The sequence below is a fragment of the Hydrocarboniphaga sp. FW305-C-57 genome (assembly GCF_058783045.1).
The window spans coordinates 597818-621316 of record NZ_JBYSYG010000001.1 but is presented as its reverse complement, the minus strand read 5'-3'; the positions used below and the strand labels follow the sequence as shown (position 1 = coordinate 621316).

General features: G+C 65.4%; 13 protein-coding genes. 4 read left to right on the top strand and 9 right to left on the bottom strand.

Going from position 1 to position 23499, the window contains the following annotated elements; translation table 11 throughout:
* Positions 1–39: 39 nt before the first annotated feature.
* On the bottom strand, positions 40–2484 hold the full coding sequence (locus AC3WUM_RS02915; protein ID WP_492408591.1) for an efflux RND transporter permease subunit: 2445 nt from the start codon (positions 2482–2484) through the stop codon (positions 40–42).
* A gap of 366 nt (positions 2485–2850) precedes the next feature.
* Positions 2851–4470 carry a flavin-containing monooxygenase gene (locus tag AC3WUM_RS02910; protein ID WP_492408589.1) on the bottom strand — a complete coding sequence of 540 codons (1620 nt, stop codon included), beginning with the start codon at positions 4468–4470 and terminating at the stop codon, positions 2851–2853.
* Between the two features lie 274 nt (positions 4471–4744).
* On the opposite strand from AC3WUM_RS02910, the gene AC3WUM_RS02905 reads away from it, so the two are divergent.
* From AC3WUM_RS02905 to AC3WUM_RS02890, 4 genes are all read left to right on the top strand, one after another.
* Positions 4745–7381, top strand: a complete 2637-nt coding sequence (locus AC3WUM_RS02905) for a winged helix-turn-helix domain-containing protein (protein WP_492408588.1) — start codon at positions 4745–4747, stop codon at positions 7379–7381.
* Between the two features lie 373 nt (positions 7382–7754).
* A complete protein-coding gene (locus tag AC3WUM_RS02900) occupies positions 7755–9197 on the top strand; it encodes an aldehyde dehydrogenase (protein ID WP_492408587.1) in 1443 nt (480 codons plus the stop codon).
* A 129-nt stretch (positions 9198–9326) separates the two neighbouring features.
* A complete protein-coding gene (gene lipP1, locus AC3WUM_RS02895; protein WP_492408586.1) occupies positions 9327–10259 on the top strand; it encodes a LipP1 family hormone-sensitive lipase in 933 nt (310 codons plus the stop codon).
* 82 nt (positions 10260–10341) lie between these two features.
* Positions 10342–12498, top strand: a complete 2157-nt coding sequence (locus AC3WUM_RS02890; RefSeq protein ID WP_492408585.1) for a PQQ-dependent dehydrogenase, methanol/ethanol family — start codon at positions 10342–10344, stop codon at positions 12496–12498.
* Positions 12499–12670: 172 nt separating this feature from the next.
* On the opposite strand, the gene AC3WUM_RS02885 is transcribed toward AC3WUM_RS02890, so the two are convergent.
* From AC3WUM_RS02885 to AC3WUM_RS02855, 7 genes are read right to left on the bottom strand one after another with little or no spacing between them, the layout of a single operon-like run.
* Positions 12671–13690, bottom strand: coding sequence for a CobW family GTP-binding protein (locus AC3WUM_RS02885; protein WP_492408583.1), 1020 nt, complete (start codon positions 13688–13690; stop codon positions 12671–12673).
* Between the two features lie 8 nt (positions 13691–13698).
* Positions 13699–15720, bottom strand: coding sequence for an acetoacetate--CoA ligase (locus tag AC3WUM_RS02880; RefSeq protein ID WP_492408950.1), 2022 nt, complete (start codon positions 15718–15720; stop codon positions 13699–13701).
* Between the two features lie 23 nt (positions 15721–15743).
* Complete coding sequence (locus AC3WUM_RS02875; protein WP_492408582.1) at positions 15744–16559, bottom strand: SDR family NAD(P)-dependent oxidoreductase; 816 nt, start codon at positions 16557–16559, stop codon at positions 15744–15746.
* A gap of 33 nt (positions 16560–16592) precedes the next feature.
* Complete coding sequence (locus AC3WUM_RS02870; protein ID WP_492408581.1) at positions 16593–18842, bottom strand: hydantoinase B/oxoprolinase family protein; 2250 nt, start codon at positions 18840–18842, stop codon at positions 16593–16595.
* A gap of 22 nt (positions 18843–18864) precedes the next feature.
* Entirely contained in the window at positions 18865–21000 is a 2136-nt protein-coding gene (locus tag AC3WUM_RS02865; protein ID WP_492408579.1) for a hydantoinase/oxoprolinase family protein, read from the bottom strand.
* Positions 20997–21434, bottom strand: coding sequence for an acetone carboxylase subunit gamma (locus AC3WUM_RS02860; RefSeq protein ID WP_492408577.1), 438 nt, complete (start codon positions 21432–21434; stop codon positions 20997–20999). Before AC3WUM_RS02860 ends, AC3WUM_RS02865 begins: the two co-directional genes overlap by 4 nt.
* Positions 21435–21449: 15 nt before the next feature.
* Positions 21450–23372, bottom strand: a complete 1923-nt coding sequence (locus AC3WUM_RS02855) for a hydantoinase/oxoprolinase family protein (RefSeq protein WP_492408575.1) — start codon at positions 23370–23372, stop codon at positions 21450–21452.
* Between the last annotated feature and the right edge of the window lie 127 nt (positions 23373–23499).

Here is a 23499-nt window from a genome sequence, read left to right as displayed (position 1 = left end):
TGCAACGTTTTTCGATCGTGTGTGTGTTGCGGGGGGCTGCTACAGCGCGTGTGCGAGCCGCTCCTCGTGCTCACGCGCCGCGGTGTACTGCGACAGATCGACGCCTTCACCGACCAGCAGGTCTTCGCGCCGCAGGAAGCGCGGATTGATCAACCAGACCAGCAGCGGCAGCACCACCAGCGCCAGCACCATGTTGATCAGCATCAGCAGGTCGAGCAGCAGGCCCATGTCGGCCAGAAATTTCAGGTCCGACAGGAAGTACCAGGGCGTGATGCCCAGCAGCATGATCGACGCCGTGAACATGATCGCCTTGCCCGTCGTGCTCAGTGCCGCCGCGTTCGCGCGACCGATGTCGCGACCCTGCGCGTGGTATTCCTCGCAGATGCGGCTCAGCAGATAAATGCCGTAGTCGATGCCGACACCGACGCCGATCGAGGCGACCATCAGCGAGTTGATGTCCAGACCGATGCCCATCAGGTGCATCGAGGACAGCAGCACGAAGTTCGACAGGTTCACCGGCACCAGCAGGATCAGACCCGCGACGACCGATTTGTACGCGTAGCTGCAGCCCAGCAGGATCGTGAAGTTCAGCAGGCCGATGATGACCCAGTGGTAGCGCTCGACCACGTCGTTCATCGCCTGCTGCAAGGCGATCGTGCCGGTGCCCAGGCGGACCCGGAACGCATCGTGGTCGACGCCGACCTGCTCGACCGCGCTCTTGGCGGCGGCGAGCGCCGAGTCGACCGTCTCCTGCTTGTTGTCCTTGTACCAGAGCGACACCGTGCCGTTCTGGATGTCGAAGTTGATGACGTGCGAGAACGCCTTCGGGCTCGAGCCGAGCATCACCGCGATCGAGGCCGCTCCGACCATTTCGTTGGTCGGGTCGAGCGGCAGCCACTTCGGGTTGCCGCCCGAGAACAGGCGGTTCCCTTCCATCAGGTAATCCGCGAACGACAGCGTCGCGCGCGGCGGCTCGCCGCCGTTCTCCATGATGTTCTGCAGTTGCAGCATCGTCATGATCGTCTCGGCCTGGCGGCCGACGCGATCGGGGTTTCGCTGGTCCTTGGCTTCGAGCACGATCTCGAGCGTGTTCACGCCCGGGAAATTACCGTTGATCTGGCGCACCGCTTCGTTGAATTCCGAATCGTCCCAGAGCAGGTTGCTGCCCTCCACCGGGTTGCCGATCTTGATCTGCAGGCCGGTGATGATCGCCGCCGCTCCGCAGACCGCCACGATCACGGCCGTGACCTTGCCGCGCTTGCCGTAGGTGACACTCGCGATCGATTCGAGCAGCTTCTTGAAGCCGCGGTTGAACGGCGTCTGTGCCGCTTCGGCGCCCACCAGCTTCTCGACGTTCTTCGGTGCCGGCAGCGCGGCCAGCAGCAGCGAGATCAGCACCACGCCGGTCGGGATCAGCCAGATCGCCCAGAAGCCGCAGAACAGCGCGAAGCGCTCCATCGCCGGAATCGGCGCCAGCGCGATCAGGAAGATGCCGACGATGTCGGTGAAGATGCCGAGCACCGACGGCGCCATCATCACGCCCATGGTGATCTCGGCCGCCTTCTGCTTGTCGCGCACGTGGGCGTAGATTTCGTAGTAGCGCTCGGTGAACTGCACGCAGTGGGAAAAGCTGCGTGCCACCAGCAGCAGCGGCACGATCATCAGCAGCGGTTCGATCGGCGATTTGAGCCAGCCGACGAATCCGAAACCCCACACCGCCGCCACCAGGCTCGTCACGATCGGCGTCACCACGCCGACCACGTTGCGCATGTACAGCGTCAATGCGACGACCAGCAGGGTCAGCGTCACCGCGAAGATGCCGATCATCTGGCTTTCGTATTCGTAGACCCAGCCCGTCAGCGCCGGCTGGCCCGCCAGGTAGATGTCGTGGTCGGCGTCGCGGTTCTGGTTGACCAGGTTCTGCACGTACTGGAACGCTTCGCCGTAATCGAGCCGCGATTCGATGAAGGTGGCGTTGATCAGCGTGCTGCTCTGATCCTGCGAGACCAGGAAGGTGCGCGCGTTCGGCGATTTGTCGAGGTTGTTGCGGAAGGCATCGATCTCGTCCTGCGTCTTGGGCACCGAATCACCCATCAGCGGCCGCATGTCGATGCCGTACGGCGTGGCTTCGGCGTAGCGCGCCTTCTCGGTCGCAATCGACAGGATCTGGTCGTGGTCGACCCCCGGCGCCAGATCGATGTCGCGCGTCATCTGCCAGACCTTGTTCAGGGTCTCGGCATTGAAGATGTCCCCGTCCTTGCGCTTGACCATCAGGGTCACGGTCAGCGGATTGCCGAAGTTCGGGTGGTCCTTGAACACCTGCACGAACGGATCGTCCTTCGGCAGCAGGTCCGAGAAGATCGTCTTGAGCTCGACATTCCTCAACCCCACCGCGAAGAACGCAGTGATCACAATGAACACCGCCCAGCTGATCTTCTGGTGGCCGATGATCCACATCGCGAGTCGTTGACGCAGGGAGTACATAGCTTTCCTCGTTTACTGCGTGATTCGCAGACAAGCGCCGCCCGGCGGCGCGTGCACTGCCATACGCATTCAGCACTGAGATTCGTTCGACCGATGAGGTCTGCGGGTCGGCGCCTGGCCTGATCGACAGGCGCTGCCAGCCGATCAACACCGGTCGCAGATTCATGCGACCGGTGATGCGGCTGTGTTCCTGCGCTACCGACTTGTCGCTGGGTTCATGATGGCTTCGCCTCTCTCATCGCATCACTTCCGCATCCGTTACGATCGATGCGGCAATTGTTATAAATCGACTATCGATCTTCGCTCGCTACCCAACAACTACACGAAACGGGTAGCGGATCGATTCGTCGCCACGACGACCGGCACTCAGGAAATCGCAAAGCCCCGATAGCCGTCTTTCTCGACTTCATCGCAGATCTGGCGATACGGCCCCACGCCGAGATACGGCATGAAGACACGCGGCTTGCCCGGAATGTTCGCGCCCATGTACCAGGTGTTCCCGCGCGGGAACAGCGTCGAATTGGCCACTTCATTGACGTGTGCGACCCAGTTCTCCTGGGCTTCCGGCTTGGCCTCGACGCGCGTCAGTTTCTGCTGCTGCAGATGGCCGAGCAGGCGGCTGACCCATTCGACGTGCTGCTCGATCGAACAGAACATGTTGCTGAGCACCGAAGGACTGCCCGGACCGGTGATCGTGAACAGGTTCGGAAAACCGCTCACCATCAAGCCGAGCAGCGACTTCGGGCCTTCGGCCCAGGCGTCCTTGAGCTTGATACCACCCTTGCCTTCGATCTCGAACGCGAGCAGCGGGCCCGTCATCGCGTCGTAGCCGGTCGCGTAGACCAGGCAATCGACTTCGACGAACTCGTCGCCCATGCGAACACCGGTCTCGGTGATCTGGTCGATCGGCTTCTTGGCGATGTTCTTCAGCGTCACGTTGGGACGGTTGAAGGTCTCGTAGTAGTTGGTGTCGAGACAGAGACGACGCGTGCCGACGAACTGTTCCTTCGGGATCAGCTGCTCGGCGATCTCCGGATCCTCGACCTTCTCGCGAATGCGCTCGGCGAGATAATCCTGCGCGGTCTTGTTGGCCTTCTCGTCCATCAGCAGGTCGCCGAACGCCACCATCAGCGCGAACGGCAGGCCGTTGTCGTACTTGGAGGCGTAGATTTCGCGGCGCTCTTCGTCGCTGACGTCGAACACCGAAGCGGCGTAGGTCGGCGCCGGAATGCCGACCAGATGCGCACGCGCCTCGTTGCGCAGCGTTTCGTAATTGCCCTTCACCTCCGCCACGTACTCGGGCGTGAGTTCGCGGTTCTTCGCCGGCAGGCTGTAGCTCGGCGTGCGCTGGAACACGTAGAGATGCTTGGCCTGTTCGGCGATGATCGGAATCGCCTGGATGCCCGACGAGCCGGTGCCGATCACGCCGACGCGCTTGCCGCTGAAATCGACCGGCGTCTGCGGCCAGCGCGCCGTGTGATAGACCTCGCCCTTGAAGTCGCTCATGCCCGGAATGACGACGTCCTTCGGAACCGTGAGGCAACCGGTGGCCATCACCACGAAACGGCCCGAAACCTTGCGTCCCTGCCGGGTCTCGACGTTCCAGATGCCGGCCTCGTCGTCGAAGCGCGCCGCGGAGACCTTGGAGTTGAACGAGATGTCCCGCAGCAGATCGAAGCGTTTCGCCACGTGGTTGGCGTATTCGAGAATCTCGGGCTGGGTCGCATAGCGCTCGGTCCAGGTCCATTCCTGCTGCAGGGCAGCATCGAACGAGAACGAGTACTGCACGCTCTCGACGTCGCAGCGCAGGCCCGGATAGCGGTTCCAGTACCAGGTTCCGCCTACGGACGGCCCGGCCTCGAGGACGTGCGCCGTGAGCCCGAGCTGGCGGCATTGATGAAGCATGTACATGCCGGACCAGCCGGCGCCCACGATCACGACATCGAAGTCTGCGCGGGTATGTGTGTTGTTCAAATCGTCGGCCATGGCCTTCCCACTTAACGGTGACATTGGTCGGCGAACACTATTGAGCCCCCCCGCCAGCCACTACTACCCGCTTCGGGTAGGGCTAGCGCGGCCCCACTGCGGTATGGTCCGCATCAGGAGAAACACAAAAACTACCGGTATACGGTCGATGAACAAGCTCAGCCGCCCAGCGGCCACTGCATCGTACGGTCCATCGAGCGGTTCGCTGAATGAACCCTCAGGCGGAACTTCCGGCCCCCCTGCGGGCCGCTACACCCCGTTGGTGCCCGCGATGATGAGTCAGCGCATCCTGCGGGAAGGCATCCTGGGCCGGGTGTTCGAAAGCGCCTCCGAGCCCGTGGTGATCCTGCAGGCACCGGCAGGACACGGGAAGTCCACCGCGCTGCAGCAAATCCGCAGTGAGAGCAGCTCGCGCGGCATACGTTGCGGCTGGCTCAACCTCGACGAATCGGACAACGACTCCACGCGGCATTCGACGCATCTGCAGAAGCTGCTCGCGCAGATTTTCGGCACCGCGGGCCAGGACGCGATCAGGGTCAACGCCGCCGGCAGCGCAGCGAGCCACCAGGAACGCAGCGACTGGTTCGTCGAAAAGCTCGAGAGCGACAGAAGCCCGCTGACGCTGTTCGTCGACGAATTCGAAGTGCTGTCGAACCGCGCGATCCTGTCGTTCTGGAAGGATTTCCTGCTCAAGCTTCCGGCGCACGTTCGCGTCTTCATCGCCAGCAGGACGCTGCCCGACATCGGCATTCCACGGCTGACCGTCGCCAATCGCGTGCTCGTCCTGCATGCGGCCGACCTGTCGTTCTCGCTCGACGAAGTGCAGCGCTTCTTCTCTTCGGCCGGCGTGTTGTCGATGCAGAACGACGATCTCGCGGCCGTGCATCGCTGCACCGAAGGATGGCCCGCGGCGATCCAGCTGTTTCGCCTGGGCTTGTCGCGCCGCCTGCCGTCCGATGCGCTGCGCCGGATCGATCAATACCGCCCGCGCGAACTCGCGGATTACCTGACCGAATGCGTGCTCGAAGGGCTGTCGCCCGACACGCTGCGCTTTCTCGAACGCACCTGCATCCTGAACCGCCTTGGCGCGCAGGTCTGCAACGCGCTAACCGGCCGTTCGGATTCGATGCAGCAGCTGCTGCGCCTCGAGAAGCTCGGGCTGTTCGTGAGTCCGCTCGACGAGAACCATGTCTGGTTCCGCTATCACACCCTGCTCGCAACGCATCTGCGCGAGCAGTTGCTCAACCAGCATCACGACAAGTTCCGCTCGCTGCATCGCCAAGCCTCGGACTGGTTCTACCAGAACGGGCTGTACGAGGACGCGATGCATCATGCGGTCGCGGCTTCGAACTACTCGCTCGCCGCCGACATCTTCGAGACCTGGTCCGAAAGGCTGGTGTCGGACGGCGAAATGACGATCACCGAGCGCTGGCTCGACTGCATTCCGCTGGCCGAGGTCATCCGGCGTCCGCTGCTCAAGCGGCGCATGGCCTGGGCGCTGATGTTCCTGAACCAGCGCACCAAGCTGTTCTCGCTGATGGGCTCCGACGACCCGTCCGACTGGTATGCGGACAGCGATTCACTGCAGGATCTGCCGGTGGTCGCGATCGCCGCGATCTGCACCGACGACATGGCCAAGGCGTTCTCGAGCGTCGAGAAAGTCTCGTCGCTCGGCGGCGCCAGCGATCGGTTCAACAACTTCGAGCTGGCCGCGGCGGCGAATCTCGATGCCTACCGGCAGCTGGTGATCGGAGACTTCAAGCAATCCGAGGTTCGCATCACCGCGGCGCGAACCTTCAACAAGCTCGCCAATTCGTCGTTCACGTCGGGCTACACCGATTGCGTCAAGGCGGTGACGCTGCTGATGCACGGCCAGACGCAGGGCGCGCTCGACCTGCTGCGCAGCTCGCTCGCCTCGCAACGCCGCGCCCTCGACATGCCGTTCGCGACGGCACCGCTGGCGGCCTGCTACGTCTGGGCGCTGTACGTCACCGACGACTTCGACACCGTGCAGCTGGTGCTGTCCGAATATCGCGAAATGCTGCTCAAGTGCGCGATTCCGGATTTCTTCGCCGTCGGCGTGCTGTCGGCCGCGCGCTGCTTCCGCGCCCTGCATCGCGATGCCGAAGCGCACACCCTGCTGTCCGAAGCCGAGGTCCTGTGCGTGCAGGGCCGCTGGCCTCGCATCGCCTCGCTGATACGGCGCGAGCGCCTGTTCGGTGCCAGCGGCTCAGCGGCGCAGAAGCACGGCGTGCTCAGCGACGGACCGCAGCATCGCTTCGGCATCGCCGACCAATGGATGCCCTGCGGCGAGCTCGCGATGGACCCGCAGCTCGGATACATCCGCCAAGCCATCCGCACCAGGCGCTTCGAGGAGGCCGCGGCCGAGATCGCGCGCCTGCACGAGCTTCATTCGGAGTCGATGTTCGTCAGCACCCAGCTGGGCTTCGGCAAGGCGCTCCTGCTCGAAGCGCGCGGCCTGTCCATGCCCGCCGCGCGCCAGTTCTCCACCGCGCTCAAGATGGCGCACGAGTGCGGCTACGTCCGCATGGTCATCGACGAAGGCAAGTCGATCCGGCAGTTGCTCGAAGGCTTCCTCGCCTCCACCCAGGCGATCGGCGACACCGCGCTGCGTCGGTTCGCGACCGATGTCCTGAGCCGCATCCAGGGTGGCTGCCCTGCCGCGGGGCTCGCGGCATCGAGCGTGACAGTGGACCTCGCCGCATTCAGCGACCGCGAGCGCGAGATCATCGAATGCCTGCGCCAGCGCATGTCGAACCGGGAGATCGCCGACGCCACCAGCATTTCCGAGAACACCGTGAAGTTCCACCTCAAGAAGATCTTCGGAAAGCTCGGCATCAATCGCCGATCGGAAGCCTTCGCGGTGATTTCCAGCATCAGGTCCGATTGAGCGCAGTTTGGCGCCGGACAAGGCGGCCGTCCGCCCGACAAGAATCGGGAGCCCGCAAGCGCCGGGCTCCAATCGTGCCGCTCAGAATTTCCGTGGCGGAGCCTGCGCGCAGCGCAGCGAAAGCTCGCCCCTGGCCTTGCCGGCCGCCACCCGCAGCCTACACGCGGCCGCCGGATCGTCCTGCTACCCGCTTCGGGTAGTGGCTGGCCTCAGAGGCGCCTCCTAACGTAGCTCGTGGAGTCGCGTTCGCCGTCTCGTCGAGCGGCATCGAGACGGCATCGGAGCGTCGAACGCATCGACACCTCACCCACCTGCTGGGCTTGAAGTTGGACGTTTCATTTTTGCGCCGAGTACATAACGACAGGAGAACCGCATGACCAGCAACAATCACACCTCCCGCTTTTTCATCGGTGGCGCCTGGGTGGAGCCTTCGTCCGCCCAGGTCTTCACGCTGGTCAATCCATCGACCGAAGAGGTCATCGGCACGGTTCCCGAAGGACAGAAGGCCGACATCGATCGCGCGGTCGCGGCGGCGCGTGCGGCCTTCGACGGCAGCGGCTGGCGGGATGTTCCGGTGACCGAGCGCACGGCCGCGCTGCGTCGCTTCGGCGAGGCCCTGCAGCGCCGCAAGGCCGAGCTCACGCAGAGCGTGTCGCGCCAGAACGGCATGCCGGCCTGGCTCAGCAGCTTCTTCGAAGGCGATGTGGCGCTGTCGCTGATCGAATACTACGCAGGCCTTGCCGAGCAGCAGGAAACGCGTGAGACGCGCGCCTCGCAGATGGGCAAGCAGACGCTGGTCGATCGCGTTCCGGTCGGCGTGATCGCCGCCGTGGTGCCGTGGAATTATCCGGTGACGCTGGCGATGACCAAGATCGCGCCCGCACTCGCGGCCGGTTGCACGATGGTCATCAAGCCCTCGCCCGGCACCGTGCTCGACAGCTACATCCTCGCCGAAGCGGCGATCGAGGCGAAGCTGCCGGCCGGCGTGATCAACTGGGTCGCGGCCGATCGCGACGTCGGCGCCTACCTGGTCTCGCATCCGGGCGTCGACAAGGTGGCGTTCACGGGCTCGACCGCCGCGGGTCGCATCATCGCGCGCGAATGCGGCCAGCTGCTGCGTCCGGTCACGCTCGAGCTCGGCGGCAAGTCCGCCGCGGTGGTTCTCGAAGACGCCGATCTCGCCCAGCTCGCGCAGAACCTGCCGATGGCCTCGTTCCTCAACAACGGCCAGACCTGCTTCGCGAGCACGCGCATCCTCGCTCCGCGCAGCCGCTATGCCGAAGTCGTCGACGCGGTCGCGAGCGTGGCCGCGCAGCTGAAAGTCGGCGAGGCGCTCGACGCCGAAACGCAGATCGGGCCGATGGCCTCGTCCGCGCACCGCGATCGTGTCGAGCAGTACATCGCCAAGGGCCGCAGCGAAGCGCGCCTCGTCACCGGCGGCGGCAGGCCGAAGCACACGAGCCGCGGCTGGTTCGTCGAGCCCACGGTATTCGCCGACGTCGACAACAAGGCCGTCATCGCGCAGGAGGAAATCTTCGGGCCGGTGCTGGCGGTGATTCCGTACGGCGACGAGGCCGAGGCCGTTCGCATTTCGAACGACAGCGCCTTCGGTCTCGGCGGCACCGTGTGGAGCCGCGACGAAGCGCGCGCGCTCGACGTCGCCTCGCGCATCCAGACCGGCACCATCGGCATCAACGGCTACGCGCCGTCGGTGGGCTCGCCGTTCGGCGGCGTGAAGGCCAGCGGCCTCGGCCGCGAACTCGGCCCCGAAGCGCTGAGCGGTTACTGGCAGCTCAAGTCGACCTACGTGATGTAGCGCTGCCGCTGTAGAAGCACTCGATCGTAGCGGGGAAGCTGCCGACCGTCGCCTGTCGGTGCGGCGTTCTGGCGGCTTTCTCGCTCGATCGAAACAACAAGACTAAAGAACGAACCGAGGAGAAAACCCATGCCTTTGGACCCGCAGCTCCAAAAGTTTCTTGGCGATCTGGCAGCCGCCGGAGTACCCGAATTCAACACCCTGCCAGTGGACGTCGCGCGCGCCGGCTTCAAGCAGCTGCTCGCATCGTTTCCGGCCACGCAGTCGATCGCCAGGACCGAGGATCGCGTGCTGTCGGCCGACCGCGTTTCGGCCCGCATCTACACGCCCAACGGAAGCGGGCCGTTTCCGGTCCTGCTGTTCATCCACGGCGGCGGCTGGGTCATCGGCGATCTCGATTCCTACGATGCGGTCTGCCGCGAACTCTGCGGCGCGGTGGGCTGCATCGTCGTCTCGGTGGATTATCGGCTGGCCCCGGAGCACCGCTTTCCGGCCGCGGTCGAGGATTCGGGTTTCGCGCTGCGCTGGCTGATCGAGCATTGCGAGGAGATCGGCGGCGATCCGAAGCGCATCGCCATCGGCGGCGACAGCGCAGGCGGCAATCTCGCGGCGGTCACCGCGATCGAAGCGCGCAAGACCTCCCCGGGCCGGCTCTGCGCTCAGTTGCTGATCTATCCAGTCGCCGCTTACGTCGGCACACCGAGCGCCTCGATGGTCGCCAACGCCGAGGGCTATCTGCTCGCACAGCGCGACATGGTCTGGTTCACCGATCACTATCTCGGCCCTGGACACGACAGCCAGAATCCGCGCTTCAACCTGAGCCGGGCCGAAGATCTGTCGGGACTTCCACCGGCTCTGGTCGTGACCGCCGAGTTCGATCCGCTGCGCGACGAAGGCGATGCCTACGCGGCCGCGCTGAAGAAGGCGGGCGTGAAGGTCGATCACTCGCGATACGACGGCGCGATCCACGGCTTCCTTTATTTCTTCGCGGCCTTCGACATCAGCCGCCGGGTCATGAACGAAGCCAGCGAGTGGCTGAAAGCCCAATTCGCAAGCGCCTGAAGGCGAAATCACGCAGCTCCCCATTCACCGAAACGCCGGCACGCTCCGCCCTCGGCATTTCCATTCGCATGAGGTTTTTTCGATGAAAACGCATCTTTTGAGCGTGATGGCGCTCGGCATCGCGCTCACGGCCTGCAACGGCAAGAAACAGAACGAAGCCGGCGGCACCACCGAAACCAAGGCCAGCGCGACGGCCAACGTCGATGCCGCACGCCTGACCGCGGCCGACGGCGAACCGGGCTCGTGGATGAGCTACGGCCGCACCTACGACGAGCAACGCTTCAGCCCGCTCAAGAAAATCAGCACCGAGAACGTCAAGGGACTCGGCCTGGCCTGGAGCTACAAGCTCGACGTCGATCGCGCGACCGAAGCCACGCCCGTCGTCGTCGACGGCGTGATGTACGTGACGGGCGCGTTCTCGATCGTCAGCGCGCTCGATCCGGTCACCGGCAAGGAGCTCTGGAAGTTCGATCCGCAGGTGCCGCGCGACAAGGATCGCGACGGCTGCTGCGACGTCGCCAATCGCGGCGTCGCGGTGTGGAAGGGCAAGGTCTTCGTCGGCGCCTACGACGGCCGCCTGATCGCGCTCGATTCCAAGACCGGCCAGAAAGTCTGGGAAACCGACACCGTCATCGATCACGAGCGCAGCTACACGGTCACCGGCGCGCCGCGCGTGATCAAGGGCAAGGTCATCATCGGCAACGGCGGCGCCGAGCTCGGCGTGCGCGGCTACGTCGGCGCCTACGATGCGGAGAACGGCAAGCTGCTGTGGCGCTTCTTCACGGTGCCGGGCGATCCGTCCAAGCCCGCCGAGGACAAGGCGATGGAAATGGCGCGCAAGACCTGGAGCGGCGATGCCTACTGGAAGTTCGGTGGCGGCGGCACGGTCTGGGACGCGATGGCCTACGACCCCGATCTCGATCTGCTCTACATCGGCACCGGCAACGGCTCGACCTGGAACCGCCACGTACGCAGCCCGGGCGGCGGCGACAACCTGTTCCTGTCGTCGATCGTCGCGCTCAAGCCCGACAGCGGCGAATACGTCTGGCACTACCAGACCACGCCGGGCGACAGCTGGGACTACACGGCGACGCAGCACATCATGCTGGCCGACCTGACGATCGCCGGCGAGAAGCGCAAGGTGCTCATGCAGGCGCCGAAGAACGGCTTCTTCTACGTGCTCGACCGCGCCACCGGCAAGCTGCTGTCGGCCGACAAGTACGCGCCGGCCAACTGGGCGACGCACGTCGACATGGAGACCGGACGCCCGGTCGAAGCCGAGACGGCGGACTGGGGCAGCAAGATGCAGGTCGTCTCGCCGGGCCCGCTCGGCGCGCACAACTGGCAGCCGATGTCGTTCAACCCGCAAACCGGCTACGTCTACATTCCGATGCAGGAAGCGCTCGGCGCCTACGTGCCCGATCCGAAGCAGACTTTCACCGGCAAGGGCAGCTGGCACATGGGCTCGCAGCCGCTCGCCCTGCCCGAGAACGCCGCCGAACTCGCGGGCATCGCCGCCTTGCACAAGGGCCATCTGATCGCCTGGGATCCGGTCGCGCGCAAGGAAGTCTGGCGCCAGGACTACGTCACCGTCTGGAACGGCGGCACGCTGAGCACCGCGGGCGGGCTGGTGTTCCAGGGCACGGCCGATGGACGCTTCGTCGCCTACTCGGCCGACAAGGGCGAGAAGCTCTGGGAAACGCCGGCGAACACGGGTGTGATGGCCGGACCGATGACCTACGAGATCAACGGCGAGCAGTACGTGACCGTCGCGGCCGGCTGGGGCGGCGCATTCCCGCTCGTGCTCGGCGGTCTCGCCGAGCCCGCCAAGGTCCGTCCGAGTGCGCGCGTGCTGACCTACAAGATCGGCGGCACGGCCGCGCTGCCGGCGCTGCAGCCGATGCCCGCGAACCTGCCCGAGCCGCCCGAACTCACCGGCAGCGAAAGCCAAGTGGCGCAAGGCCGCGATCTCTACAACGGCCATTGCGGCGTCTGCCACGGCATTTCCGCGATCGCCGGCTCGGTGCTGCCCGACCTGCGCTACCTGACGCCCGAGAAGCACCAGCTGTTCAACGGCATCGTCGCGGGCGCTTACGCGGCCAAGGGCATGCCCTCGTTCACGGGCACCTTGTCGGCCGAACAAGTCGACGCCATCCACCAGTACGTGATCAAGCGCGCGCACGATCTCAAGGACGATCTGGCCAAGAACGCGAGCGCGCAGGCCGAACCCAAGCCCTGATCGGGTCTCGCGAAGCGCGGCGGCGTCACCGAGCTGCCGCGTTTCGCCCGATCTCCAGATTTCCAATAAGGGCAAGCTCGATCCAAGGCTCGGACGAGTGCTCTGCTACCGAAGGGCTGCGTGCGGCCCTTCTCTCGCTACCCCTTCCGTCGCCAGGCCGGAAGGGGTTTTTTTATTCGCCGGCGACGGGCTTCGGCGCCGGGCGCACGCTCGCATCCGTGCAGGCATCCAGCGCAAGGCCGATGCGCTGTGGATCGAAGCCGGAACTCACGCCGATCAGCACGAGCTCGGAATGCGGACGGGTCTGTCTCCAGGCGCCGCCGTCGATGCAGGACTCGAAGCTGCCGACTTTCTGGTACAGCGTCGCGAGCGGATAGTGCCGAAAGTTCAGGAAGCCCTTGGCGCGGTACACGCTGCCGGACAAGGCCTTCATCGTGCGCATGAACTCGGCGCGCTGCAGCGGCCGCTCGCTGCGCCAGACCATGCTCGCGAACGGATGCGAGCGCGGATCCAGCACCGGTTCGGGACGAAACGCCGATTGCCCGAGGCGCGTGTCGCCGAGCAGCAGCGCCAAGGGCGCCGTGCCGTCTTCGGTCTCGATGATCGCGGCGCCCGGCAGCAGCTCGACGATCGACTCGCGCAACTCGCGGAGCCGATCGGCCCCGGCCGCGCCAGCCCGATTGAGCACGATCATGTACGCGCCGCGAATCTGGCGCTCGAACAGCTCGGCGTATTCGCTCGTGCGCGCATCGGGCGCATGCACGGCGTCGACCACCGTGACCACGTTTTCGAGAAAGATGCGCCGCCGCAGCTGCGACTGGTTCAAGGTGCAGAGAATGTTGATCGGGTCCGACACGCCGCTGGTTTCGATCAACAACTGCTCGGGCGCCGGCTCGGATGCGAGCAGGCGCTCGACGCCGGCGACGAGATCGTCGCGAATCGAGCAGCAGATGCAGCCGTTGGCGAGTTCCATCTGCTGGCCTTCGACTTTCACGATCAGACGCGCATCGATGTTCAGTTCGCCGAAGTCGTTGACGAGCACCGCGAGCCGTCGACCGTCGCCCTGCGTCAGCAGGCTGTTGAGCAAGGTGGTCTTGCCGGCGCCGAGGAAGCCGCCGATCAGGGTCACCGGCAGCGCACGCTGGCCCGCAACGGCCTGCGCTTCGGGATAGCGATCGAGCGGCTTGAGCACGGCGCGCGCTAGCGGCTCGCGGATTTCGGCTGCGAAGGCCGCGCGTAGTCGCTCGTCGTCGCCGCGAATTCGATGAACCAGTCGAGGCTCGCCGGATTCATCATCGCGTCGCGGCTGGCGGCCTTGTCCGGCGCCCAGCCCATGAGCAGCTTGCGCACGGGCACTTCCATCTTCTTGCCCGTGAGCGTGTACGGAATCTGTTCGACCGCGTAGAGCCGATCCGGCACGTGGCGCGGGCTGCAATCCGCTCGCAACCTCGCGGCGATCTTGTCGATCAGGGCTTCGCTCAAGCCGATGCCGGGCTTGAGCTTGAGGAACAGCGGCATGAAGAACTTGCCCGCGTCGAGTTCGCAGCAGACGACCAGGCTGTCGGCGACTTCCTCCACCTGCTCGACCACGCGATAGACCTCCGCCGCGCCGATGCGCACGCCGTAGCGATTGAGCGTGGAATCGCTGCGACCGTAGATGTAGCAGCCGCCGCGCGCATTGATCTTGATGAAATCGCCGTGTCGCCAGACGCCCGGAAAGTGCTCGAAATACGCCTCGTGATAGCGCTTGTCGCCGGGGTCGTTCCAGAACTGGATCGGCATCGACGGAAACGGCTGGACGCAGACCAGCTCGCCGACTTCGTCGATCAGCGGCTTGCCGTCGTCGCTCCAGGCCTGGATGTCCATGCCCAGGCAACGGCACTGGATCTCGCCCGCATGCACCGGCAAGGTCGGCGATGCGCCGACGAAGGCGCTGCCCACCTCGGTGCCGCCCGATTGCGAGGTGACCCAGAGATTGTCCTTCACGTTGTCGTAGAACCACTGGAAGGTTTCGGGCGTGCTCGGCGCTCCGGCCACGAGCACCGCCTCGAGCGCGGACAGGTCGAAGTGCTCGCGCGGGCGCAGCCCGGCTTTCTCCATCATCTGCACGAAGGTCGGGCTCGCACCGAAGTTCGTCGCGCGCGTGTCCGCGGCGAGCGACCATAAAAAATCGAGCCCCGGATGCACCGGGCTGCCGTCGTACTGCACGATGGCCGCTCCGCTGAGCAGCGCGGACACGAGCAGGTTGTACATCGTCCAGCCCGTGGTGCTGTAGAAGAACATCACGCCGCCCGGCGCGAGGTTGAAGTGAAATGCGGTGAGCTTCAGGTGCTCGACGAGCTGACCGACGTGGTTGTGCGTCATCGCCTTCGGCAGGCCCGTGGTGCCCGACGAGAACATCACCCAGAGCGGATGGCGGTTGTCGACGCGCTCGTAGCGGAAGGACTCGCGCGACACCTCGGGGCCCGCGAGCGCCTCGCTCCAGGCCATCGCGCCGGCTACCGGCGGCTCGCTTCGCTCCGGTTTCAGGTACGGCAGCCAGATCACCTGCCGCAGCGTCGGCAAGCTGGCGACGATCTGCCGGACTTCGTCCGTGCGCTCGTAGTCCTTGCCGCCGAAGCGATAGCCGTCGCAGACGAAGATCAGTTTCGGTTCGATCTGCACGAGCCGGTCGACGACGGTGCGCGTACCGAACTCCGGCGCGGCCGACGACCACACCGCGCCGACCGCCATGCTCGCGAGCATCGCGACCGTGGTTTCGGGCACGTTGGGCATGTACGAGACGATGCGATCGCCCGGAGCGATGCCGAGCGCGCGCAGCCGCGTGGCGAGGATGCGCACCTGCCGTCCGAGCTCCTGCCAGCTCATGCGAGCGAGCGGCCGGTTCTCGGTCAGGTGATGGATCGCGGTTTCACCTGCCGACGCGCGCGCCTCGTAGCGCAGCAGATGCTCGGCGTAATTGACGCGCGTGCCCTGAAACCATTGCGCGCCGAACATGCCGCTGGCTTCGAGCACGCGCGTCGGTGGGCTGTCGGACTGGATTTCGAAGTAATCCCACAGGGCCGCCCAGAATGCTTCGATGTCGCTCACCGACCAGCGATGCAGGGACTCGTAGTCGGCGAAATCGATTCCGCGCTGCTGCCGCAGCCATTGCATGAACCGCGCGATCTGCGAGCGCGCCACGTACTCGGGCCCAGGCGACCAGAGCCATTCACCTTCCATCACTGCCATTCGATCATCTCCGCTCAGGTCGCCGTCCAGCCGCCATCGACGACGATCTCGGCGCCGCTCATGTATCGCGAAGCATCGGCTGCCAGATACAGCGCGGCGCTCGCGATGTCGCTGACCTCGCCGTATTCGCCATACGGAATCACCGCCTTGAACGCCGCATCGATGGTCGGCACATCCGGCGTCAGGCCCAGATCCACGAAGTTCTGCAGGAACTTGTGCCCCATGTCCGTCTGGACGACGCCCGGATGAATCGAGTTGCAGCGGATGCCGGTCTTGAACTGCGCGCATTCGACCGCGACCGACTTGGTCAGCAGGCGCACCGCGCCCTTGGACGCGTTGTAGGCGCCCAGTGCCGTCACGCCGATCATCCCGGCGACGGACGAAACGTTGATGATGGAACCGCCACGTCCTCCACCATCGCGCCGCATCGCGCGCATCGCGTGCTTGCAACCCAGGAAGACGCCGACCACGTTGGTGTCGAGTACTTCGCGGAAGGTCTCGACGTCCACGTCGTCGAGCAGGCCCATGCGTTCGATGCCGGCGTTGTTGACCAGAATGTCGAGTCCGCCGAACCGCGATTTCGCCGCGGCGATCACCGCCTCCCACTGGGCTTCATCGGTGACGTCCTGATGCAGGAACTCCGCCTTGCCGCCCTCCGCGCGAATGCGCTCCGCGGTCTTGCTGCCGGCCGCATCGTTCACGTCGGTGAGCAGCACCGCCGCTCCGACCTGCGCGAGCGCCCGGCTGGTTTCGGCACCGATCCCCTGCGCGCCACCCGTCACCACGGCGACCTTGCCGTCGAGCCGGAACATTCGAACGTAGTCCGTCATTCGTGAATCTCCTTCCGGGTCGCTCCCCTTTCGTTATCTCGCGCGCTTGAGCGCCGCGACTTCGGCTTCGAGCTGCGCGATGCGCACGTCCTTGGGGTTGAGCATGAACTGGCTCTGCAGCGCGGTCGCACTCATCTTCACGCGCTCGCCCATCATGACGCCGTAGACGGTGCTCACGTCCGCGCCCCAGCAACCCATGTAGGGCAGATGCGCGGGCGGCTCCGGCGTGCTCCAGGTTTTGACGAACTCGTCGAAAGGCTTGCCGCGTGCGATGCGCGCCTTGCGCTCCTGCTCGCGCAGCGCCTGCGTGCCCTGCTCGTCGACGAGGCGAGAGCCGCTGTCATACGCCACCTTGAAGATCTCGCGTGCGGTGTCGTCGGAGATCAGCTGCTCCTCGAGATCCTTCATCACGAGCGCGGGATCGCGCTGCAGCACGTCGCCATAACCGCCGCCCGCGCCCTGGCACAGCATGTAGACCTCGCCCGGCTGCGCCAGCTCGAAGGTCATCGCCGCCGGATGCGTCGAATACGTCGCGCCCTCGATGGCGCGCTCGTTCATGAGCCGGACGATGTCGAACGGCACGCGCTCGGGATTCTTCTGCAGCTCGTCGAAGATGTTCACGCCCTTGATCTTGCACAGCGGATACGCGGGCGACGCATAACCGCCGAACAGCGGCTGCGCGGACGGGAACAGCGAGCCGGTGCAGCCGGTCATGTAGCCCCAGAGCGCCGAGCCGCGGAAGGTGTGGATCTGCTCGTAGCCGAGGCCGCTGCGCTGCTTGCCGAAACCGGCACGGTCCTTGGTCAGCGTGAACGCGCCGAGGCGCACGAGCGGCAGGTCTTCTTCCATGAGCTCGATTTCGCCGAGGTCGCAATGCGCCGCGAACGGCGGAGACACCGAATGCTCGCCGTCGCGATGGCTGCGGCCACCCTGCCCCATGCCGTTGATGTCCGCGCAGAAATTTCCCGTGAACTCGTTGTGCTGGGTGATGCCGCCGTAGATCAGCGTGGCAGGCTGGTCGTACTGCGGCGCGACCATCGCGGTGTAGCGGTTCGGCAGGCTGTAGTTGAACTTGGCCATCGGAATGCTCGCGATGGTCATGGTCTTGAACAGCGGAATCAGGCTCATGGCCTGCGGCGTGTCGAACGAGCCGTTGACGATGGACTTCTCGTCGAACACGAAATCGAACGGCGTGAACACCGCCATCGTGAACGGCAGATCCGGCCACACGTTCTGCATCCAGCCGCTGTAGAGCATCGTCTTGAACGAGGCCTGGCAGGTATTGATCGAGCGATTGACGAGCTCCGGCGACGAGCCGCGCATGTCCACGGTCAGCGTGTCGCCCTTGACCGTGATCGCCATGTTGAGCTTGAGCAGCGCGCTCTCGCGCAGCGTGGAATCGGCGAAGGACACCGTGCGCATGGTGCCATCCGGCAGCTCGCGGATGCGCCGCCGCACTTCGTCGACGACGTCCTCGATGTGCTTGCGCAAGGTCATGATGAGCGCTTCGGCACCGTGCTCTTCGAGCAGCTTGACCACGCGCTCGCGCAGGCGCAGACAGGAATGCAGGCGCACCTTCATGTCTTCGAGCTGCAGCTTGGGATCGCGCACCGAGTTCTGCAGGAAGGTGACCAGATCGCGCTTGAGCTCGAAGTTCTCGACCACCTTGAACGGCGACATCTTCAGGCCTTCGTCGAATTTGCTCTCGGCCGCGGCCGGCATGCCGCCGGGCTCGGTGGCGCCGTTCTCGCCCTCGTGGATCGTGGCCGAAACCCAGCACACGAGCCGCCCTTCCCAGAACACCGGCATCATCATCGACTGGTCGGTGTTGTGGATGCCGCCGTAGCGCGCATCGTTGTGGATGAAGCCGTCGCCGTCGCGCACGCCGACGGTCGGTTCGTAGGTCCAGTACTTGTTGATGAACTTGATCGGGTAGAACACCGCGGCCGCGAAGCCGCCGACGCCATGCGGCGCGATCATCGACAGATCACCGGCCGCGGTGAAGATGCCGGTGGTCATGTCGCCCCACTTGGCACCGGGCGCCGCGCCCATCTGCTCGATCATGGTGTTCGATTCGTCGAGCGCCGAAATGATCAGGCCTCGAACCTCGTTGATCTTGTGCGGGTCCACCTCGCCGGACAGCAGTCGCTGCTCGATCTCGCTGCGCGGATCGATGCGATGGTTTTCCATGATCGCCGGGTCCGGCGCGTAGAACAGCTTGTTCTGCCGTACGAAGCGATCGAGCATCGCCTGCTGGTCGGGAGTGATGTTGTTGTCGTTCATGAGCGCTTGTTCCTCCACCGGCTCAGGCGTCGAGCCGTGTGAACCACACGGCGTTCTGGTCGGCCGCGGTGTAACGCCAACCCGGTTCGATCAAATAGGTCGTCGCCCGCGTGACCACGATCGCGGGCCCGTCGATCCGCGTGCCGGGCGTCAGCGCGGCCTCGTCGTAGATCGCGGTCTTGCGCGCGCCGTCGACGCCGACGAAGTGGCAGTCGCGTGTACTGACCGGCGATGGTGCCGGCAGCAGCTTCTCGGGCGGCCGGATGCTGCGGAAGCGGATGCCCGGATGCTCGATGTACGAGCACACGCGTATCGTGTTGATGCGCACGCCGGCCTCGGGCGTCTGGCTGCCCGCGCCGAAGCGCTCGCCGTAGCGCTCGTGGAACTGCTCGATCAGCTTGAGCACGTGTTCCGGTGCGGTCACGCGGTTCAGATCGGTGACCACCGCGGTCTCGACGCGCTGGTTGCCGTAGCGCATGTCGAGCTCGAGACGGTAGCGCACCTGGGCGGGCTCGAAGCCCTGGCGCAGCAGGTCCTCGCGACCGCGGCGCTCGAGCTCCTCGACGACGCCATTGAAGCGATCGTAGTCGCTGAAGAAGGCCTGTCGATTGGCGTCGAACAGCGTGGTCCAGGTGCTCATCTCGTGGATGTGCAGCTGACTCATGTTGCCCGCGCCGCAGGCCGAGAACACCGAGGCGAACGGCGGCGCGAGGATGGTCTTCACGCCGAGCGCGCGCGCGATGCCGCAGGCGTGCAGCGGACCGTTGCCGCCGTAGGCGAGAATCGTGAAATGCTCGGGCTCGTAGCCGCGTGTACGCAGCTCGCGCGCGATGCCGTTGGCCATGTTGGCGTCGACCGTGCGCTTGATCAGCTTCGCGCACTCCACCACGCTCTCGTCCATCTCATCGGCCAGATGCGCCTCGATCGCCTGCTTCGAGCGACGCGGATTGAGCTTGATGTGGCCGCCCGCGTAATGCGCCGGGTCGAGATAGCCGAGCAACAGATCGGCATCGGTCACGGTCGGCTTCATGCCGCCGCGGTCGTAGCAGGCCGGCCCCGGATCGGAGCCTGCGGATTCCGGCCCGACCTGCACGGTCTGGAACATGCGGTCGTACTGGCAGATCGATCCGCCGCCCGCGCCGAGCGTTACCAGATGCACCATCGGCACGCTGACCATCCAGCGCTCGATGACGGGGTTGAAGTCGTAGTGCTTGATGCCGCCTTCGACGACGATGCCGATGTCGAAGCTGGTGCCGCCCATGTCGGTGGCGACGATGTTGCCGAGTCCGGTCTGCAGCGCGAGATGCTCGCTGGCCGCGATGCCCGACACCGGGCCCGAATGCACGGTCTGCAGCGCGTCGGTGGAGTTGAGCTGCGCCATGCCGCCGGAGTTGTGGTTGCACAGCATCGGCTTGTCGTAGCCGGCGTTGCGCAGGTTCAATTCCAGCGTGCCGAGGCCGTGGTACATCACCTGGTGCAGGAAGCCATCGATGATCGTCGACATGGCGCGCACGTATTCGCCCTTGCGACCGACCACCTGGTGCGACAGCAGCATCGGAATCGCACCGAGCATGTGTCCCGGATATTCCTCGAGGAAGATTTCGCGGATGCGCAGCTCGTGCACCGGATTGACCACCGAATTGGCGAGCACGACGACGATGGCCTCGGCGCCGAGATCCACGAGCTCACGCAGGCGATCGCGCAGCTGGTCTTCGTCGAGCGGCATGACCACGCTGCCCGCGTAGTCCACGCGCTCGCGCACTTCGAGAATCATCGGAATCGGCACGATCGGATCGGGACGCTGAGCGTTCGGCACGTCCATCTGCTGCTTGTGCGGCAGGCCGGTGCCGTAGCCCTTGGCGCGCGTCAGCGGAACCGAAGAGCGAAAGCCGTCCGTCGTCAGCAGGCCCAGGCGCGGGCCCTTGCGCTCGATCAGCGCATTGGTTCCGAGCGTGGTGGCGTAGCGCACCGAATCCACCTGCGACAGCAGCTCGCGCTCGCTGATCTCGAGCTGGCGGCAGGCGGTCTTCAGCGCCTCGTTGAAGCCCAGCGCGAGGTTCTGATGCGTGGTGAGCGCCTTGGATTCGATGTAGCGATCACCCCAGGCGACGAAGCAATCGGTGAAGGTTCCACCGATGTCGACCGACACGCGCTTCATGCGCCTTCTCCGGTGTACAGGCGCGCGGCGCGTTGCCCGCCGTGCGCGACCGGGCGCGGATACTCCTGGCCTGCGGCGGCTTGCTGTACCTGGGGCCTGTCTTTCCATTGCAGCTTGAGCGCATCGATATCAAGCTCGATATCGTGTATCGGCGGATGTCCGGGCGGCAGGTATTCGGTCTCGATCATCGAGCCGCACCGCGGGCAGTAGTACTCGAGGATGCGACACCACTGCGGATTCGGCGCGTAGGTGAACTCGTAGTAATCCGGATCGAGCAGGGGTTTGTGGATCTCGCGTGGATCGCGGTCGTAGACGAGAAGGCCGCGCTTGTAGTTCTCACGCGCTCCGATCAGCTCGGCATTGCAGGCGCGGCACTCCCATTGCTCGCTGTCCAGGTCGATGCGCAGATTCTCGGTGATCAATACTTTTTTCATCGCGATCCTTTCCCCTCAGTTCCGGCCGTCGCGGCTCAGCAGCACGTCGCCGGCATCGTTGAATTCGAACTGCCAGCCCGCATCGAGGCGACACGTGAAGAAGGCCTCCTCGAGCACGGCCGGGCCCGCGGCGCGAGTGCCCGCGCGCTGGTCCTCGAGTCGATAAAGCGGCAGCTCCCGGCTCTTGTCGGCAAGCACCACGCGACGCCGGCCGGCCTCGACGGCCGCGTGCGTAGCCGAGCCGAAACGGCCTTGCAGCGCGGGCTGCGGAATCGGCTTGCGCACGTTCAGGGCCACCGACAGGCGTTCGCCCGGTTCGGTTTGCGGAAGCGTCTCGGGCAGCGGCAGTTCTTCGTCGCGCTCCGCGCCGCTGATCGCCAGCCTGCGCTCGACGACGCAGTCTTCGAGCGCGAAGCCTTCGGCATGCATGCCGCGGCGTGCGCGGCGCGTGAGCTCCTCGATCACGGCTGGCAGGTCGCCCGCGCTGGCCAGCGGCGCCTCGTAGCGATGCTCGATGTCGGAGAAGCCGAGGCCGAACGCGGAGAACACCGCCGCCAGGCCCGGAATCAGCACGCGGTCGATGCCGGCGGCCTCGGCGATGCGGCAGACCACGAACGGTCCCGCTCCGCCGAAAGCCGCGAGCGTGGTCTGCGGCGTCACCTGCGTGAAGTCGCGGATGCTCTGCGCGACCTTGTCGACCCAGGCCGCCTCCATGCGCTCGGCGGCGACTTCCTCGGTCAGGCCGAGCGGCTGCGCCACGTTCTGCGCGATCGCGGCGCGTGCCCGCTCCACGTCGAGCCGCAGATCGCCGCCGAAGAACGTCGCGGGATCGAGCAGGCCGGTGAGCACGAAGGCATCGGTGATGGTGGCTTGCGTTCCGCCGAGCCCGAACGCGGCCGGACCGGGCGCGCTACCCACACTTTGCGGGCCGACGTCGATGTGCTTGCCGTCGCGGCACTGGATGATCGAGCTGCCGCCGACGCCGACGCTGACGACGTTGCAGAGCGGGAACGACACCTCGACGTTCTCGACGCGCCCGCGGCGCTCCTCGCGCACGCTGCCGTTCGAGACTTCGCCGATGTCGGTGGTGGTGCCGCCGATGTCGATCGACACCAGATGCTCGAAGCCGTAGTGCTGCGCCAGTGCGCGCGAGCCTTCCATGCCGCCACGCGGGCCCGAACTGTAGGTCTTCAGCGCGATGGTCTTGGCGACGCGCGCCGAGTGGCCGTCGTTGCGGAAGATCAGCAGCGGATTGCGCGTCCTGGCCAGACGCAGCTTGTGTTCGGCGTTGTAGAGGAAGCGCTCCATCGCCGGATGCAGGAAGGCATTGAACAGGGCCGTCCAGGTGCGCCGCACGTCGTCCTCGTCCTGCACCACCTCGTGCGAATACAGCAGCGGCACCGCACCGAGCAGATGCTGCGGAAACTTGCGCAGGAAGATTTTCTTGAGCCGCGTTTCCTGGGCCAGGCGATCCGCGCCACCGTGCGCGACCACCACCCGGTGCGCGCCCGAGGACGCCAGCGTGTTGATCGCGCGGACCGCCGACATCTCCAGCGCCTCGGCATCCTGGGACAGATCCAGCGTGGCGCAGCGGCCGCCGACCAGCGCGTCGAACAGATCGGCCGCGTGTTCGGCCTGACGCAGCGACTCGCGGCTCAGGCTGCCCGTGAGCAGCAAGCCGAGCCGCTGGCCCTTGCGCTCGACCAGCGCATTGGTGCCCTGCGTCGTCGAATAGCGGATGTGATCGGTGGACGCCAGCAAGGCCACCAGATCCTCGTGGCCGTAGATGGCCTTCGATGCCTTGGTCAGCCCGTCGATGAAGCAGCGCGACAGGTCGAACGGCGTCGTCAGCGTTTTGGTGCGCCAGACCGTGGAACCGTCCAGCACGCAGATGTCCGTCAGCGTGCCACCGTTGTCGATATTGATGAGTTTGCCCACCCGCCTCTCCTGTCTCGCCGAGAATCAGAAGATGCGGGGTCAGCCCACTGAACGTCCCCACCCTAAAAGACGGCGGGTCCAGCTGACATCAAGCGATGGTGGATATCGTGATTTCTTGTGTCGGTGA

Excerpts from the sequence above, each read along its gene's own strand:
- AC3WUM_RS02915 (WP_492408591.1), bottom strand. The coding sequence starts at position 2,484 with ATGTACTCCCTGCGTCAACGACTCGCGATGTGGATCATCGGCCACCAG.
- AC3WUM_RS02910 (WP_492408589.1), bottom strand. The coding sequence starts at position 4,470 with ATGGCCGACGATTTGAACAACACACATACCCGCGCAGACTTCGATGTC.
- AC3WUM_RS02905 (WP_492408588.1), top strand. The coding sequence starts at position 4,745 with ATGAGTCAGCGCATCCTGCGGGAAGGCATCCTGGGCCGGGTGTTCGAA.
- AC3WUM_RS02900 (WP_492408587.1), top strand. The coding sequence starts at position 7,755 with ATGACCAGCAACAATCACACCTCCCGCTTTTTCATCGGTGGCGCCTGG.
- lipP1 (WP_492408586.1), top strand. The coding sequence starts at position 9,327 with ATGCCTTTGGACCCGCAGCTCCAAAAGTTTCTTGGCGATCTGGCAGCC.
- AC3WUM_RS02890 (WP_492408585.1), top strand. The coding sequence starts at position 10,342 with ATGAAAACGCATCTTTTGAGCGTGATGGCGCTCGGCATCGCGCTCACG.
- AC3WUM_RS02880 (WP_492408950.1), bottom strand. The coding sequence starts at position 15,720 with ATGGAAGGTGAATGGCTCTGGTCGCCTGGGCCCGAGTACGTGGCGCGC.
- AC3WUM_RS02875 (WP_492408582.1), bottom strand. The coding sequence starts at position 16,559 with ATGACGGACTACGTTCGAATGTTCCGGCTCGACGGCAAGGTCGCCGTG.
- AC3WUM_RS02870 (WP_492408581.1), bottom strand. The coding sequence starts at position 18,842 with ATGAACGACAACAACATCACTCCCGACCAGCAGGCGATGCTCGATCGC.
- AC3WUM_RS02865 (WP_492408579.1), bottom strand. The coding sequence starts at position 21,000 with ATGAAGCGCGTGTCGGTCGACATCGGTGGAACCTTCACCGATTGCTTC.
- AC3WUM_RS02860 (WP_492408577.1), bottom strand. The coding sequence starts at position 21,434 with ATGAAAAAAGTATTGATCACCGAGAATCTGCGCATCGACCTGGACAGC.